The organism is Lampropedia cohaerens, from assembly GCF_001005215.1.
Taxonomy (GTDB): domain Bacteria; phylum Pseudomonadota; class Gammaproteobacteria; order Burkholderiales; family Burkholderiaceae_C; genus Lampropedia; species Lampropedia cohaerens.
Genome location: NZ_LBNQ01000009.1, coordinates 54,151 through 69,014, shown reverse-complemented (window position 1 = coordinate 69,014; position 14,864 = coordinate 54,151). Strand labels below are relative to the sequence as shown.

15 protein-coding genes, 1 tRNA gene and 1 riboswitch are annotated in these 14,864 nt (G+C 65.3%); of the genes, 9 read left to right on the top strand and 7 right to left on the bottom strand.

The window, feature by feature from the left end:
• Window positions 1-143 precede the first annotated feature (143 nt).
• The gene (gene corA / locus AAV94_RS01155; protein WP_046740482.1) at window positions 144-1,127 is read right to left on the bottom strand and encodes a magnesium/cobalt transporter CorA; all 984 of its coding nucleotides are present in this window, start codon (window positions 1,125-1,127) and stop codon (window positions 144-146) included.
• Between the two features lie 272 nt (window positions 1,128-1,399).
• Window positions 1,400-2,383: a ZIP family metal transporter gene (locus AAV94_RS01150; RefSeq protein ID WP_084824677.1), complete on the bottom strand. Its 984-nt coding sequence runs from the start codon at window positions 2,381-2,383 to the stop codon at window positions 1,400-1,402.
• A 155-nt stretch (window positions 2,384-2,538) separates the two neighbouring features.
• Here AAV94_RS01150 and AAV94_RS01145 point away from each other — a divergent pair.
• Window positions 2,539-2,614, top strand: a tRNA-Arg gene (locus tag AAV94_RS01145).
• A gap of 102 nt (window positions 2,615-2,716) precedes the next feature.
• Here the strand turns inward: AAV94_RS01145 and AAV94_RS01140 are convergent.
• Window positions 2,717-5,086 (bottom strand): protein-disulfide reductase DsbD family protein, encoded by a 2,370-nt coding sequence (locus AAV94_RS01140; protein ID WP_231731162.1) that lies wholly within the window; start codon window positions 5,084-5,086, stop codon window positions 2,717-2,719.
• 182 nt (window positions 5,087-5,268) lie between these two features.
• Between AAV94_RS01140 and AAV94_RS01135 the strand changes: the two genes are divergently transcribed.
• Window positions 5,269-6,159, top strand: a complete 891-nt coding sequence (locus tag AAV94_RS01135; protein WP_046740481.1) for a creatininase family protein — start codon at window positions 5,269-5,271, stop codon at window positions 6,157-6,159.
• Window positions 6,160-6,303: 144 nt separating this feature from the next.
• Window positions 6,304-6,732, top strand: a complete 429-nt coding sequence (locus AAV94_RS01130) for an Hsp20/alpha crystallin family protein (RefSeq protein WP_046740480.1) — start codon at window positions 6,304-6,306, stop codon at window positions 6,730-6,732.
• 67 nt (window positions 6,733-6,799) lie between these two features.
• Here AAV94_RS01130 and moeB read toward each other — a convergent pair whose 3' ends face one another.
• From moeB to thiS, 3 genes are all read right to left on the bottom strand, one after another.
• Window positions 6,800-7,981 (bottom strand): molybdopterin-synthase adenylyltransferase MoeB, encoded by a 1,182-nt coding sequence (gene moeB / locus AAV94_RS01125; RefSeq protein WP_046740479.1) that lies wholly within the window; start codon window positions 7,979-7,981, stop codon window positions 6,800-6,802.
• Window positions 7,978-8,778: a thiazole synthase gene (thiG, locus tag AAV94_RS01120; protein WP_046740478.1), complete on the bottom strand. Its 801-nt coding sequence runs from the start codon at window positions 8,776-8,778 to the stop codon at window positions 7,978-7,980. Before thiG ends, moeB begins: the two co-directional genes overlap by 4 nt.
• A 61-nt stretch (window positions 8,779-8,839) precedes the next feature.
• Window positions 8,840-9,094, bottom strand: coding sequence for a sulfur carrier protein ThiS (gene thiS, locus AAV94_RS01115; RefSeq protein ID WP_046740477.1), 255 nt, complete (start codon window positions 9,092-9,094; stop codon window positions 8,840-8,842).
• Window positions 9,095-9,161: 67 nt separating this feature from the next.
• Window positions 9,162-9,268: riboswitch (TPP riboswitch) on the bottom strand.
• A gap of 82 nt (window positions 9,269-9,350) precedes the next feature.
• On the opposite strand from thiS, the gene thiE reads away from it, so the two are divergent.
• On the top strand, window positions 9,351-10,022 hold the full coding sequence (gene thiE / locus AAV94_RS01110; RefSeq protein ID WP_046740476.1) for a thiamine phosphate synthase: 672 nt from the start codon (window positions 9,351-9,353) through the stop codon (window positions 10,020-10,022).
• An 8-nt stretch (window positions 10,023-10,030) separates the two neighbouring features.
• Here the strand turns inward: thiE and AAV94_RS01105 are convergent, their stop codons facing one another.
• Window positions 10,031-10,312 carry a hypothetical protein gene (locus AAV94_RS01105; RefSeq protein WP_046740475.1) on the bottom strand — a complete coding sequence of 94 codons (282 nt, stop codon included), beginning with the start codon at window positions 10,310-10,312 and terminating at the stop codon, window positions 10,031-10,033.
• 268 nt (window positions 10,313-10,580) lie between these two features.
• Between AAV94_RS01105 and AAV94_RS01100 the strand changes: the two genes are divergently transcribed.
• The 5 genes from AAV94_RS01100 to alkB are packed head-to-tail and all read left to right on the top strand — an operon-like array spanning window position 10,581 to window position 14,799.
• Entirely contained in the window at window positions 10,581-11,567 is a 987-nt protein-coding gene (locus AAV94_RS01100; RefSeq protein ID WP_046740474.1) for an ABC transporter permease, read from the top strand.
• Entirely contained in the window at window positions 11,564-12,442 is an 879-nt protein-coding gene (locus AAV94_RS01095) for an ABC transporter permease (RefSeq protein WP_046740473.1), read from the top strand. The genes AAV94_RS01100 and AAV94_RS01095 overlap by 4 nt, the downstream gene beginning before the upstream one ends.
• On the top strand, window positions 12,439-13,281 hold the full coding sequence (locus AAV94_RS01090) for an ATP-binding cassette domain-containing protein (RefSeq protein WP_052754853.1): 843 nt from the start codon (window positions 12,439-12,441) through the stop codon (window positions 13,279-13,281). The genes AAV94_RS01095 and AAV94_RS01090 overlap by 4 nt, the downstream gene beginning before the upstream one ends.
• Entirely contained in the window at window positions 13,278-14,135 is an 858-nt protein-coding gene (locus AAV94_RS01085) for an ABC transporter ATP-binding protein (RefSeq protein WP_046740472.1), read from the top strand. The genes AAV94_RS01090 and AAV94_RS01085 overlap by 4 nt, the downstream gene beginning before the upstream one ends.
• Complete coding sequence (gene alkB / locus AAV94_RS01080; protein WP_046740471.1) at window positions 14,122-14,799, top strand: DNA oxidative demethylase AlkB; 678 nt, start codon at window positions 14,122-14,124, stop codon at window positions 14,797-14,799. Before AAV94_RS01085 ends, alkB begins: the two co-directional genes overlap by 14 nt.
• Window positions 14,800-14,864: the final 65 nt, after the last annotated feature.

Genomic DNA, 14,864 nt, shown 5'->3' with positions numbered 1-14,864 from the left:
GAGCCTGACGGCCCCGAAGGCAACATGCATTCTAGCGGCAGGCCATCCAACCGCGACAGCCAAGGCATTGGCAGATGGGGGGCCGATGGCGCAATTGCAAGCCGCGCTTGCGCTGTGCGACAACGCCTCTGCCGGTGAAACGTCTACTTCAGCCAGCCCTTGCTGCGGAAATACAGCATGGGGCCAACCGCGCTGGCCACCATCAGCGCCAGCGCAAACGGATAGCCCAAGCGCCAGTTCAGCTCGGGCATGAACTGGAAATTCATGCCATAGACGCTGGCCACCAGCGTCGGCGGCAGCAGCGCCACGCTGGCCACCGAGAACAGCTTGATGATCTTGCTCTGGTTGAGGTTGATGAAGCCGACCGTCGCATCCATCAGGAAGTTGATCTTGTCAAACAGAAACGCCGTGTGGTTGTCCAGCGACTCGATGTCGCGCAGGATCTGGCGCGCATCCTCGAACTGCTCGGCACTGAGCACCTTGCTGCGCATGAGAAAGCTCACCGCGCGGCGCGTTTCCATCACGTTGCGGCGCACCTTGCCGTTGAGATCCTCGTGACGCGCAATGCTGCCCAGCACCGCCGCCGCGTCGGAGTCGTTGACCTCGCCCGAGAGAATGCGCTGGCTGGCCGCATTCAGCTCGTCGTAAATGCCTTCGAGCGTATCGGCACAGTACTCGGCATCGGTATCGAGCAGGTTGAGCAGCACTTCCTTGCAGTCGGCAATCAGCCCCGGCACGCGCCGCGCGCGCAGGCGAAACAGGCGAAACACCGGCACGTCGTCCTCGCGGATGGAAAACAGCACGTTGTGGCTGCGCAGGCTGGCATTGCTGAGATTCATGATGAAGGCCACGCGCACGTAACGCGGGTCATCATCATCAATGAGAAAGTCGTTGCGGATATGCATCTCGCCGTTGTCTTCCTCATAGAAGCGCGCGGACTCCTCCAGGTCATCGTCCACCGCATCGTCCGGAATCAGCAGCGAGAAGTGCTGCTTGACCCAGAACTTCTCTTCCTCGGTGGGCGACTCCATGTCCACCCAGACCGGCTGAACCTGGGCCAGATCGTGCAGCGTCTCGATGTCCTTTTGCACCAGACGGCCGTTGACCAGAGTGAATACGTTGAGCATGGCGTGCTCCTTGCAAGATGACGGTTTGGGGAGAAACTGGTTTTCAAGGTGCTTTCAGCGCCATGGCCACGTTTCATGCGACGTCAACGTGTCAAGGGGCTGAAAGCTACCGACTCGGGTAGGTTTCCATGGTGTTCGTCACTCCAGAAAGTTCGGATTGTGTCGCGCCGCATGCACCATCCAAGTGCATGCGCGTCGGATTGTGCCCGATCTGCAGACCGGATTATCGCCCGACAAGGCGTTATCGCCAGCCATCCGCGTCGCACCGTTGGCTACTGTGCGTCAACCGGCGCCGGTGCCGGGCGCAGCCTCTCAATGTGCAACGGATGCTGGCGGAAACTCTCCAGCGCAGTGGCATCCTCGCCATGCACATGGCCGTGCGCATGGCCGTGCGCATGGCCCTGGTGCAGCAGCGTACTGACGCCAGTGACCAGCGCCATGCCAGCAAGCAACCATACCACCTGCATCGCGGTCTGCCGCGCAGACAGCTGCAGCTGTAGCTGCGGGATCAGATCCGCCAGGGCGACATAGATGAAGCTGCTGGCTGCCACGACAAGAAAGTACGGCAGCCAGGCACGGTCAAGAAACCCCAGCAGCAAGTAGCCGGACAATCCCCCAAGCATGGTCACGGCGCCAGCAATCGAGACCTTGACCAGGGCAATCCTGCGCCGATCTGCGGCCGAGCCCTTGCTGGCCACCATCAGCACGATCAGATCACCGATGTGGTGCGGCACCTCATGCGCCAACACCGACAGCGCGGCCAGAATACCAATGCGCCAGTCCACCAGGAAGGCCGAGGCGATCAATATCCCGTCGCCAAAGCAATGCACACTATCACCCGTCAGCACGGCCCACGCACCACTGCGCTGCGAGCCGTGATGATGATGGTGGTGCCCATGGGCAATATCGTGGTGCGCGTGACCATCTCCAGCATGGCCGTGCCGACCGACCGACTCAGGCAGGCCGTGCTCGTGGCCGTGGTGCCACAGCTCCGCCTTGTCCAGCAGGAAGAACACCACCAGACCGCCCAGCAATACCGGAAACAGCACGTGGCTATCGACCGTGCCTTCCATGGCTTCAGGCAGCAGATGGACAAAGGCGGTCGCCAGCAACGCGCCCGCGGCAAAGCTGAGCAAATGATGGGTTTGTATACGCGAATCAGCGCGGCCGAAGCCGACGCGAATCAACGTTGCGGCCACCCACACGCTGCCGACACCGGCAACCAAGGTCGCCAACACAATCAAAGCCAGTTTCATGATGGTCTCAGAGCGGCCGCACCACGGCGCGGCGCGCAAGGCACCGGCCCGCAAACGAGCCGATACGCATTGTCAGAAGTTAAAGAGGCAGAACATGTAATAATCGCATGTTCGTCAAGCACCTTGCGCGCAGCAGCCTGCCGGTGCTTGGCATTGCGGCTGTAGCTCAGTGGATAGAGTATTGGCCTCCGAAGCCAAGGGTCGTAGGTTCGATTCCTACCAGCCGCACCAGAATTTCCCTGCAAATCAAAAACTTACACAGTGACTTGATTGGCAGAGGCAAGCGATTTTACGCACGTTTTGGGCTTCCGATGTGCCAGGAATGTGCCGCAACTACTGCTTGCGCAATGCCCGCAACTGCGTCAGCAAAGCATCCCTGTCCAGTATCTCTGCCAGCACCTGTACGGACTGGCCCGGCACATGCAGCGCATAGGTTGGCACCCCGGTACGGCCCAGCGCCTGCAACTCGGCGGTGATGGCGGGATTTTGGCGCGTCCAGTCAGCGCGCAGCAGCCGCACATTGGCGGCTCCAAATGCCGCAAGCACCTGCGGATCGGACAGCGTGGTCATCTTGTTGTACTGGCAGGTGATGCACCAGCTTGCCGTGAAATCAACGAATACCGGCTGACCGCTGCGCAAAGCTTCGGCCTGTTGCTGTGCCGACCATGGCTGCCAGCTGCCCTGCTGCGCTTGCACCGCCTGAGCAGCAGGCGCTGGCGCCTGCGCGGCTTGCGCGAACTGCTGCGCCGCCCACGCGCCGATCAGCAGCGGCACCAGCACTGCCAGCAGCCAGACAAGCCGACCCGCAGCACTGCCGGTAGGGCGCCGGCTCCACAGCCACAGTGCGAATGCCACGGCCCACAGGGCGAACATCCATGCCACCATGCCGTTGATGCCTATCTGCTGCCCCAGCACCCACAGCAGCCAGGCTACAGTGGCAAACATCGGAAAGGCCATGGCGTTGCGGAATGTCTCCATCCACGCGCCCGGCCGGGGCAGCCGATTCAGCAGCGGCGGGAACCACACCAGCAGCATGAACGGCAGCGCCAGACCAAGCCCCAGCGCCACGAATACCGCCATGGCCGCGGCAGCAGGCAAAGTCAGCGTGGCGCCCAGCGCCGCACCCATGAACGGTCCGGTGCACGGTGACGCCACCAGCACCGCCAACACGCCGGTCGCAAACGATTGCCACAGTGGCGACTGCCGCGCGGGCGCCCCGCCCTGCAGTTGCGCCGGCAGCCACCAGCCGATGGCAAAGACACCCAGCAACGCCAGACCGATCAGCATGAACAGCAGCGCCAGTGCCGCCACAAACCAGGGCGACTGCAGCTGAAAGCCCCAGCCCAGCTGCATGCCTGCGGCACGCAATCCCAGCACCGCCGCGCCCAGCACGCCGAACGACAGCACCACTCCACCGCCGTAGGCCAGCGCCGCGCAATGCTGCGCCGCACGCGATCCGCCGTGGCGCGCCACCCCGAGCGCCTTGATCGCCAGCACGGGAAATACGCACGGCATCAAATTCAGCAACGCTCCACCCGCCAGTGCCAAGGCCAGCAAGCCCAGCCAGTGCCGCCAGGACCAGCCGGCCTGCGCGCCCTGCACTGAAGCGACGTTGACCTGGTTCTGCGCCAATGCGCGCAGCAGCTCGGGCGATGGCGCCACATCCTGAGCCACCTGCTCCCAGCCTGCAGTGACAGGAACGACCACGCGCCAGCCGCGCGGCCGGGCATCATCGTGCGTCAGCGGATCCCAGTTCCCACTCTCGCTGCGCGCAAGGCGGGTGATCACCAGTGCCAGCTTTTCCGGACTTGCCGCACGCTGAGCAGACAGCGGCAAGTCCGCCACCCAGTCTGCGCCATCCCATTGCTGCTGCCAGCCAGCCTGCGCGCGCGCGCCATGCTCAATGACGAAGGGCTGCTCGAAGAACACCTCCAGCTGCTCGCCCTGCAATACCGGCGGCAAGCCCCGCAGCCGCAGTCTCAGGCGCCCACCTTCAGCGGCCGCAAAGCTGCCTGCAGCGTCCAACACCACCGGTTGTGCGGCGCTGGCGCGCGCGAAGTCCTGCGCAAACAGGGAGGTTGAGCCCTGCAAGGGCACATCCAGCACGAAACTGCCCTGCTCCGGGATGCATTCGAGCTTGCATACCAGCCAAGTCGCCTCAAGACGCACCTGCAGCTGCTGCGGCTCGGTAGAGAACAGGCGCGCAGGCGCTGCCGCCGCTGGCTGCCAGTCTGGCGGCACGTGGACCGTCACGGGCAACAGCACGCGCTGCTCATAACCGTAGTTGGCCAGTTCGCCAATGCGCAGCTTCATCGGCACGGGCCAGGCGATGTCCTCGGCCTGCAGCCCGGGCGGAAGCTGCCAATGCAACTCGGTGGCCATGCCGGAATCACCGGGGTTGCGCCAATAGGTGTGCCAGCCTGGCGCATGCTCAAACAGCAGGCCCAGCTGAAAGGACTGCCCCGCCACAACGCCCTGAGGAGCATGGGCCACCAGCTCCGCGCGCACCCGTGGGGTGACGACAACCGCCCCATCCAACGCCTCCCCCGCGGCAGGGCCCGATCCTGCTGATGCCAGCAGCGCAGTGGCACCGGCAGGCGCTGCGCCCCAAAGAAGGGCGCTCCACAGCAGCAGCCATACCGCCCATGTGGCGGCCCACCGCCTGCAGCGGCCTGCCTGATCTATCCCTGCCAGATGTTTCACCGCGCTCACTTCCAAAGTTGCCAACCGGTCATTATCCGAGAACCTGCGCATGATCGATTCCTGCGCCCCGCGGGCCGGCCGATCACACAGCAAGCAGCGCGCAAGCCGCGTCAGTTGCAACGCTGCACATACAAAGGAGTTTCTGAGACGCCAAATGGCCGCAGGTTCCGCATAATGCGGCCATGTCACATTTCGAGCCTGCTTCGCCGCCCCTGCCCCCTTCGCAAGACGCAGAGCCTGCCTTCTGGCCCCACCACCGCTGGGCCGATCTGGGCACGCGTGACTTCCAGCTGCGCCAGGGCACGCAGTTGCTCAGGCGCACGGTGGCCGTGCTGCCGCTGGGGGCGACCGAGCAGCACGGCCCCCACCTGCCGCTGATGGTAGACAGCGCGATCACCGATGGCATCGTCGCGTGTGCGCTGCAACGGCTGCAGGCGATGCCACAGGCGGAGCGCCCGCCGGCACTGTTCTTGCCCCTGCAACCCGTGGGTTACAGCCCCGAACATGCCAGCTTCCCAGGCACGCTGACGCTGTCTGCCAACACCGTGCTGGCGCTGTGGCGCGACATCGGCGCAAGCGTGGCCGCTGCTGGCGTGCGGCGCCTGCTGCTGTTCAACAGCCACGGCGGCCATGTCGCGCCAATGGACATGGTTGCCCGCGAGCTGCGCCGTGCACACGGCCTGCTGGTCTACAGCTGCCACTGGTTCAACCTGCCGCGCGGCGATGCGCCAGCGCTGCAGACCAGCGCGTGGGAGCAACGCTTTGGCGTGCACGCCGGCGAGGAGGAAACCGCCATCCTGCTGCACTTGCATCCGGAACTGGTCGACATGCAACAGGCGGCGCACTTTCGCTCCAACAGTGAAACGCGCGCGCGCGCGTACCCTGTGGCCGGCAACGGGCGCAGCGCCAAGCTGGGCTGGATGATGGAGGACTACAACGCCTGCGGCGCCGCCGGCAACGCCGCAGCAGCAACGCCCGAGAAGGGCCAGGCGCTGGTCGACAACGCGGCCCGGCAATTGCTGGCCTTGCTGCAGGAGATCAGTACCCTGCCCCTGCCTGGCCAGCCCGAATGACCGCGCCGATCGCTTTTGTTCCCGCCTCTCCTCTTGAAATTTACCGCAGCGCAGCTACGTGATTGGCAACGGGGTGCAATTCACAAGGAATTGCGCCACTGGTTGATAAGCCATAACACGCTTGTTCAAGAAGGAGGATGGAAGATGAGTGCATTGACCAGTTACCGCACCAGCAATCTGTTCGACGAATTGTTCAGAGACATTTCCCCGGGCTTCTTCGTGCGGCCCCTGCATGGCGATCCGCTGCCTGCGCAGATCAAGATTGACGTGCAGGAAAACGAAACCAGCTACACCATCCAGGCTGAGATTCCTGGCGTGAAGAAGGAGGACATCAACGTCTCCATCGACGGTGCAGTGGTGACGCTGCGTGCAGAAATCAAGCAGCAGGACGTGCAGACCAAGGATGAACGCGTGCTGCGCACCGAGCGCTACTACGGCGCCGTCTCGCGCACCATCCAGCTGCCTGCCGAGATCGACTCGGAAACGGCAAAAGCCAAGTACGAAAACGGCATTCTGACGCTGACGCTGCCCAAGAAGGCTGCCACCAACGCACAGCGCCTGACCATCGAATGATGGCCCATGGCCACACCGCAAGGCGTGGCCATGCCAGCGTCCGCTACAGCGGTAGGACACATGTTGCCTACCGCTTTTTTTCTATGGGCAAACCGCTTGCCTGCCAGCGCTCGATACCCCCGTCCAGCAGGGCGATACGGCTAAAGCCGCGCTGCTGCAGTAGCTCGGCCGCCTGCAGCGCCCGCCGCCCACTCTGGCAATACAGCAGCAAGGGCCGCTGGCCCTCGGGGGGCAACACGTCGTCCCCGCCGCCTTGCCGCAGCTGCGACAGCGGCAGCAGCTGCGCACCGGCAATGGCGCCCAGCGCGAATTCATGCGGCTCGCGCACGTCCAGCACCTGCATCGGTGCCGGCTCGCCGGATTCGGCGGCTTGCACCAGCTGCTGCTGCAGCGCCTGCGCGCTGACCTGCGCAAATGCGGCCATGGCCGCGGGCACGCCGCACAGCGCCTGATAGTCCGGCGCCAGCGCCGTCACAGGCAAGCGCGCCGGATCGGGCGACAACCGCATTTCCTGCCATCGCATGGCCAGCGCATCCAGCAGCAGCAAGCGGCCGAGCAGCAGCTCGCCCATACCGGTTGCGAGCTTGATGGCTTCATTGGCCATGACGCAGCCAATCAGGCCCGGCACCACACCCAGCACCCCCGCCTCGGCGCAAGATGGCACCTCGCCCGGTTCGGGCGGCTCCGGAAAAAGATCGCGGTAGGTCGGACCCTGTCCGGCCCAGAACACGCTGACCTGGCCCTCGAACTGCAGGATACTGCCCCACACACAGGGCTTGCGCAGGACCTCGGCAGCGTCGCTGACTAGGTAGCGCGTGGCGAAGTTGTCACTGCCATCAATCACCAGATCGTATTCCTGCAGCAGCGGCAAGGCATTGGTCGCATCCAGCCGCAGCCGGTGTTCCACGACCTGCATGTGCGGGTTGAGGTCGTGCAGACGCTGCGCCGCCGAAGCCGTCTTGGGCTGCCCCAGCGTGGTCTGGCCATGCAGGACCTGGCGCTGCAGGTTCGACAGCTCAACCACATCGTCATCGACGATGCCGATCGTGCCCACGCCGGCGGCAGCCAGATACGGCAGCACCGCACTGCCCAGCCCGCCGGCACCGATGACCAGCATGCGTGCATTCTTCAGCCGCAGCTGCGCCTCCATGCCAAAGCCACGCAGGCCAAGATGGCGGGCAAAGCGCGCCAGTTCCGCATCGCTGAGCGCACCGTGCGCCTGCGCCAACGCTGGAGGACGCGGCGTCATAGGTAGGCCCGCCCTTCCAGCGACGATGAGGCCAGTGCATCGCGGCGCTTGGGCACACGCCCGCCCAGTGCCGCCAGCCGACCGGCAATGACCGCATGGCGGAAACTCTCGGCCATCACGACCGGATGCTGCGCACGGTTGACTGCCGTCGCCAGCAACACGGCGGAGCAGCCCAGCTCCATCGCCAGCGCCGCATCGGACGCCGTGCCCAGCCCGGCATCCAGCACGATCGGCACACTGGCGCGGGCAACGATGGTGGCGATATTGTGCGGATTGAGCACGCCCAGCCCCGTGCCGATGGGCGCGCCCAGCGGCATCACGGCAGCCACACCGGCGTCTTCCAGCTGGCGTGCGACCACCGGATCGTCGTTGGTGTAGGCCATCACGATAAAGCCCTGCTTGACCAGTTCGCGCGCCGCCTCCAGCGTCTGCACCACATCCGGCAGCAGCGTCTTCTCATCGGCGATGACTTCGAGCTTGATCCAGTTGGTCTCCAGCGCCTCTCGCGCCAACTGCGCCGTGGTAATGGCTTCGCGAGCCGAGAAACAGGCGGCAGTGTTGGGCAGCACCTGCAGGCCCAGCTTCTCGATGAGCTGGTAGACCGCTGCGCCATCGCCACGCGGGTCAAGCCGACGCAGCGCCACAGTGGTCATTTCCGTGCCGGACGCCACCAGCGCCTGCTCCAGCAACGCCAGATCGGTGGCGCCGCCAGTGCCAGTTATCAGGCGGGATTGGAATGTACGGCCCGCAATCACCAGCGGCTGGTCGATGCTCTGGGCATTCTGATAGTTGGACATGGACGAAAAACAAAGGGCAGAAGAGTTGGGAAAAGATGGTCGTCGCGCCAGCGCAGGACGGTTAGCCACCCTGCTTGGCCGTGACGACTTCGATGCGCTGTCCGGCAGCGACGGGCGTGCCTTGCCACTGCACGCGTGGCACCACCACACCGTTCACTGCCACGGCTACTCCCAAACGCGCACCGGAGGCGCAGCTGCCGTCGCTGCGCAAGGGCTTGCCCAGCAGTTCGGCCACCAGTGCCAGTACATCGGGGGCGCTGGTGACATACGGCTGGCCGTTGAGTTGAATGGAACTGGGCGATGCGGTCAGGGTCATGATCGATGCAATGCGCGGTGACCGGCAGCCCCGCGCAGGGGCTGCGCATGCAAGGCCTTGGCAGGTCCCTTGATGCCGCATGACTTCCTACGCCGGGATAACCGGATCAGGTTCAACGGTCGGCAGCAGGCACTGCCCTCTCAGCCGGTCTGACCGGCTCCCGTGCAACAAGAATCAGGCCGGTGCCCTGTGAAAACCTCTCCGGCCCCCGCCTGCTCTCTAGAATAGGCACTGAGTCTACACCAGCGCCCATGCCATGATGCCCCCCTGCCCTTCCCGACCCGACCTGCTTGCGCATGCGCGGCTGTATCTGTGCACCGACAGCCTTGGGTTGACCGAACACGCCTTCGGCGACTTCTGCGCGCAGCTGTTCGAAGCTGGCGTGGACATCATCCAGCTGCGCGACAAGCGCATGGAAGCGGCGCAGGAGCTGCAGTACTTTGCCGCGCTGCGTGAGGCCGCCCGTCGCACCGGCAGCCTGTTTGCCGCCAATGACCGCGCCGACATTGCGCAGCTGGCCGAAACCGACATTCTCCATCTCGGCCAGGGAGACCTTCCGCTCGCCAGCGCGCGCGGTCTGGTCGGGCCGCAGGTGCTGCTGGGCCAGTCCACCCACAGCGGCGCGCAGGCGCGCGCCGCCATGGCCAGTGAGGCTGACTATTTCTGCATCGGCCCGGTCTGGCCCACTCCCACCAAGCCTGGCCGCGCCGCAGTCGGCCTGGATGCAGTGGCGGACGTGGCACACGCGTGTCAGGCAAGCGGCTGCACCAAACCGTGGTTCGCCATCGGCGATGTAACGCTGGAAAAACTGCCCCAGCTGCTGGCAGCGGGCGCGCGCAGAGTGGTGGTGGTACGCGCCATCACGCAAGCGATGGATCCGCCCGCAGCGGCTGCCGCATTGAAGGCGGCGCTGCAGCAGGTCGCCTAAATACCTGTTCAGCAGGAATCATCCTCGATCGCCGCGCGCAACTCCAGTAGCTGCTGCGCCAGCGCATCGGCCTGCGCATGCATGTCGGCGCGGGGGATGGTACCGACGCTGACGTGATCGAACCAGATGTGCATGGCCTCCACCGGCGTGCCCCAGTCACCTGCAGCCACACGGATGACCGCAGCGAGGCTGTCCTCATGGATCTCGCCCAGGACCTCCTCGTCACAGGTGACCCTGCCGCGGAACTGGCCGCTTTCAGGCTCGGTGATTTGCAGTGTTGGAACGGCCATGGCCTTTTCAATGCCTGAGAGGATGAAGGTCTGATTTTAGTGGGCAGGCTGCGCCCGTGCGGATCGGTGATGCAGCATACCCGCAGCATGGCCGATGCGCAGCGCGCCAGGGGCGATTACACTGCGCCGCTGACACTTGCAGGAACCCAGCCAGCCCTTTGCCTGCACTGCGCGCCGCGCCACTCTTGGCATGGACAATGCGCACAGCATGGCGTATGAGAAGCACTTGAGCGGATTCCCTCGACCATTTCCCCCACAACCCAAATCCATGCAAGCCTTTCTGATCAAGCGCCTGGTGACACTGCTGCTGTCGCTGCTGGGCGCCTCGGCACTGGTCATGCTGGTGCTCGAAATACTGCCAGGCAATGCCGCCCAGGTGATGCTCGGGCCAGATGCCTCCCCCGAGGCCATCGCCGCACTGACCAGCCAGCTGGGGCTGGATACGCCAGCCTGGCAGCGCTACCTGCTGTGGCTGGCAGGACTGCTGCGCGGCGACATGGGCCAGAGCTATGTCTACGACGTGCCAGCATCCTCGCTGATCGGCGAGAGCCTGCAGCTGACCCTGCCGCTGGCACTACTGGCGATCGCTCTGACAGTGGCCATCGCACTGGCTGCCGGGATCTATGCGGCATCGCACCACAACCGTCCGGGAGACTACGTGACCATGGGCCTGACGCAGCTGGGCATGGCAGTGCCCAACTTCTGGTTTGCCATCGTGCTGGTGCTGGTCTTTGCTGTGCAGCTGCGCTGGTTCTCCTCGGGCGGCTTTCCCGGCTGGCAGGCGGAATACGGTGGCGGCCTCTGGCCCGGCCTCAAGGCCCTGCTGCTGCCGGCGCTGGCGCTGGCGGTGGTGCAGGCGGCCATGCTGGCACGCATCACGCGCTCGTCAATTCTGGAAGTACTGCAGGAAGACTATGTGCGCACTGCGCGCGCCAAGGGGCTGTCGCGCCGTCAGGCGCTGCTGCGCCACGCGCTGCGCAACGCACTGATTCCGGTAGTGACGATCGCCGGTCTGCAGTTTGCCAACCTGATTGCCAGCGCCATTGTGGTCGAGAACGTCTTCCAACTGCCCGGCATCGGCCGGCTGATCCTGCGCTCGATCGAGAACCGCGATCTGATCGTGGTGCGCAACTGCGTGCTGCTGCTGGCTGCCATGGTCATCGTGGTGAATTTCTTCGTCGATCTACTGTATGCGTGGCTGGATCCGCGCGTGAAATTCTCTGCAGTGAAGGCGGGAACGGAGGCGGCGTCATGAGTGGCGCAACGTCCCGCCATGCACTGGCTGCGCACACCAGCGCTGCCGGCACGCCCCCTCGGCGGCAGCCCGCCCTGCTTGTGGGCGCGCTGCTGACCGGCCTGCTGCTGGCCACCGCCTTGCTCTCGCTGGTATGGACGCCACACCCGCCCGCACAGCAGTTCGTGCGTGCGCGGCTGGCACCGCCCAGTGCCAACCATTGGCTGGGCACCGATGCCTACGGGCATGACGTGCTGTCGCAGCTGATGGTCGGCGCGCAGAGTGCCGTGCTGGTGGGCGTGGTGGCCGTGGCCATCGGCATGGTGTTTGGCGTGCTGCTGGGCTTGCTGGCGGCTGCGCGCAAGGGTTGGGTGGAGGAGCTCATCATGCGGGCGGCGGACCTGACATTTGCCTTTCCCGCCATCCTCATGGCCATCATGCTGCGCGCCGTCTACGGCTCGGGTGTGGTGATCTCGATCGTGGCCATTGGCATTGCCAGCATTCCGGTATTTGCCCGCATCACACGGGCGACTGCCAATGCCCTGTGGCAGCGCGATTTCGTCACGGCCGCAAGGGCTTGCGGGCGCGGGCCGTGGGCGATCACGCGCGAGCACATCCTGCCCAATCTGATGCCCATACTGATTGTGCAGGCCACCATCCAATTTGCCATCGCAATCCTGGCCGAGGCAGCGCTGTCCTATCTCGGGCTGGGCACGCAGTATCCGACCCCGTCATGGGGCCGGATGCTCAGCGAGGCGCAGTCGCTGCTGGCCATGGCGCCGCTGCTGGCGCTGTTTCCCGGGCTGGCGATCGCGCTGTCGGTATTCGGGTTGAATCTGCTGGGCGACGGCCTGCGTGACAGGCTTGACCCCAAGCTGCGGGAGATCCGGACATGAGTGATACCACCGCGCTGCTGCGCGTGCAGGGCCTGCACGTCAACGTACACGGCCGCAGCATCCTGCAGGATGTCAACTTTGCCGTCCATGCCGGGCAGACGCTGGGGATCGTCGGCGAGTCCGGCAGTGGCAAGTCGATGACGGCGATGGCGCTGATGGGTCTGTTGCCCAATGGCGCGAGGCTGCAGGGCAGCATTTGCCTGCAGGGGCAGGAGTTGGCCGCGCAAACCGAAAAACAGTGGCTGGCCGTGCGGGGTGACCGCATCGCCATGGTGTTCCAGGAACCCATGACCGCGCTCAACCCGGTGCATACCATCGGTGCGCAGGTGGCCGAACCGCTACGCCTGCATCGCGGCATGCGCCGCCGCGACGCACTGGCACGCGCTGCACAGCTGCTTGAGCGCGTCGGCATTGCCCGCGCGCGCGAGCGGCTGGGCGCCTATCCGCACGAATTCTCCGGCGGCCAGCGCCAGCGCATCACCATTGCCATGGCATTGGCCTGCGAGCCGGCCCTGCTGATTGCCGATGAGCCGACGACCGCGCTGGACGTGATCGTGCAGCAGCACATTCTCGACCTGCTTGATGTACTGGTGCGCGAGCAGCAGATGGGACTGGTGCTGATCTCGCACGATCTTGCAGTGATCTCCAGCTACAGCGACCACGTTGCGGTAATGACCCAGGGGCGCATCGTCGAGCAGGGTGCCACGGACGCGGTGTTCACGGCGCCGCAGCATGCGTATACCCAGGAACTGCTGGCCTCGCGCAAGCGCCTGATGGCCTTTGCCGAGCCACAACAGGCGCCGTCTGATGCCACAGACGGCGCGGGAGCTACCCCATGAGCGCCCCCACGCCACCGCGCGCCACGCTGCTGGATGTGCAGCACGTCTCGCACCGCTATCGGCTGCCGCGTCCTGGGCTGCTGGCGCCCCGGCCCAGCGTCAAGGTGCTGCACGACATCTGCTTTTCCATCTGGCCCGGCCAGAGTGTCGGCATCGTCGGGGAGTCCGGCGCGGGCAAATCCACGCTGGCGCGATTGATCATGGCCTTGGAGACTCCCACCAGCGGACGCGTGCGCCTGCTCGGACGCGACCTGCATGCCATGCCTGCCGCGCAGTTGCGGCTGGCGCGCGCTGACTTCCAAATGGTATTTCAGGACCCGTACAGCTCTCTGGATCCGCGCCAGCGCATCTGGCGCATCGTCACCGAGCCGTTGCGCGCATTGGGCCAGCGCGACCATGCGCTGCTGCAGCACAAGGCGGCTGAGATGCTTGAGCGCGTCGGACTGCAGGCGCGTGACCTGCAGCGCTACCCGCACGAGTTCTCCGGCGGGCAGCGCCAGCGCATCGCCATCGCGCGCGCGCTGATCACGCGGCCGCGCCTGATCGTTGCCGACGAGCCCGTCTCCGCGCTGGACGTCACCATCCAGACCCAGGTGCTGGACCTGATGCTGGAACTCAAGCAAACCGTCGGCGTTTCCTTCCTGCTCATCAGCCATGACGTGGCCGTCATCCATCACCTTTGCGAGGAGCTGCTGGTCATGCACCGTGGCCGCATCGTCGAGCGCGGCAGCCCCGCGCAGGTCGTGCAGGCGCCTCGCCACCCCTACACCAAGGCGCTGATCGCCGCCATGCCGCGCATTGGCCAGGGCCGCCGTCACGCCACTACTGCAGAACACGACGATGACCTCATCTGAAACCCTTGCGCCGCTCGGCGACGACCTGTTTGCCCGCGCCGGTCTGGAGCAGCAGCTGCAAATCGGCCCCCAGGCCTGGCTGCTGCGCGGCCTGGCGCTGGCGCACGAGGCCGAGCTGCTGGCTGACCTCGCCACAGTGCTGCAGCAGGCGCCGCTGCGCCACATGGTCACCCGCGGCGGCCGCCGCATGTCGGTGCAGACCAGCAGCTGCGGCGCCTGGGGCTGGACTTCCTCGCCCAATGGCTATGCCTACAGCGCCGTGGACCCGCAATCGGGCCTGCCCTGGCCGGCCATGCCCGATAGCATGCGACAACTGGGCACCATGGCCGCGCAGGCCGCAGGCTTTGCCGGCTTCGCACCCGACTCCTGCCTGATCAACCAGTATCTGCCCGAGAGCAAAATGGGCCTGCATCAGGACCGCGACGAGAGCGATTTCACACAGCCCATCGTCTCTGTCTCGCTGGGCATGTCGGCGCTGTTCATGTGGGGCGGCTTGGCGCGCAGCGACAAGGTGCAAACGGTGCACCTGCACCACGGTGACGTGGTGGTCTGGGGCGGGCAGGACCGGCTGCGCTTTCACGGCGTGCGCCGCCTGCTGGGTCCGGCCCATCCACAGCTGGGCCCGCGCCGCATCAATCTGACACTGCGTCGTGCACGCGGCTGAGAAGCGCTGCGGCACTTCGCTGCAGCGCTTCCCGTACGCTACTTCCACATTCCGTCTCGGTTGCC